The organism is Paraburkholderia sp. SIMBA_053, assembly GCF_046534895.1.
Lineage (GTDB): Bacteria > Pseudomonadota > Gammaproteobacteria > Burkholderiales > Burkholderiaceae > Paraburkholderia > Paraburkholderia caledonica.
This window is the reverse complement of sequence record NZ_JAWRXU010000740.1, coordinates 1-269: the sequence shown is the minus strand read 5'-3', so window position 1 is coordinate 269 and position 269 is coordinate 1. Positions and strand designations below refer to the sequence as shown.

1 protein-coding gene is annotated in these 269 nt (G+C 69.1%); it reads left to right on the top strand.

Annotation, left to right across the window (positions count from 1 at the left end):
- Positions 1–269: FUSC family protein (locus tag SB753_RS37545; RefSeq protein WP_410805223.1), on the top strand; the 269-nt coding region annotated here is incomplete at both ends.

Sequence of the window (269 nt, the reverse complement as noted above, 5' to 3'; positions counted from 1 at the left end):
AAGGCAGTTTGATGGCATTGCAGGCGGTGACGGGCGCGAGCCTCGCGTTCGGCATCGGCCAGGCGCTCCACACCGAGCAGGCGTTCTGGGCCGCGATCACCGCCATTGCCGTGAGCCAGCACAGCTATATCGACACGCGCAAGCTGTCGCGCGATCAGTTCATCGGCGCGATGGTCGGCGGGCTGTGCGGGCTCGCGGGCGCGACGCTCGGCGACGGCTATTTCGCGGCCTACGCGGCGACGGTGGCGGCGGCCATCGTGATCTGCTGG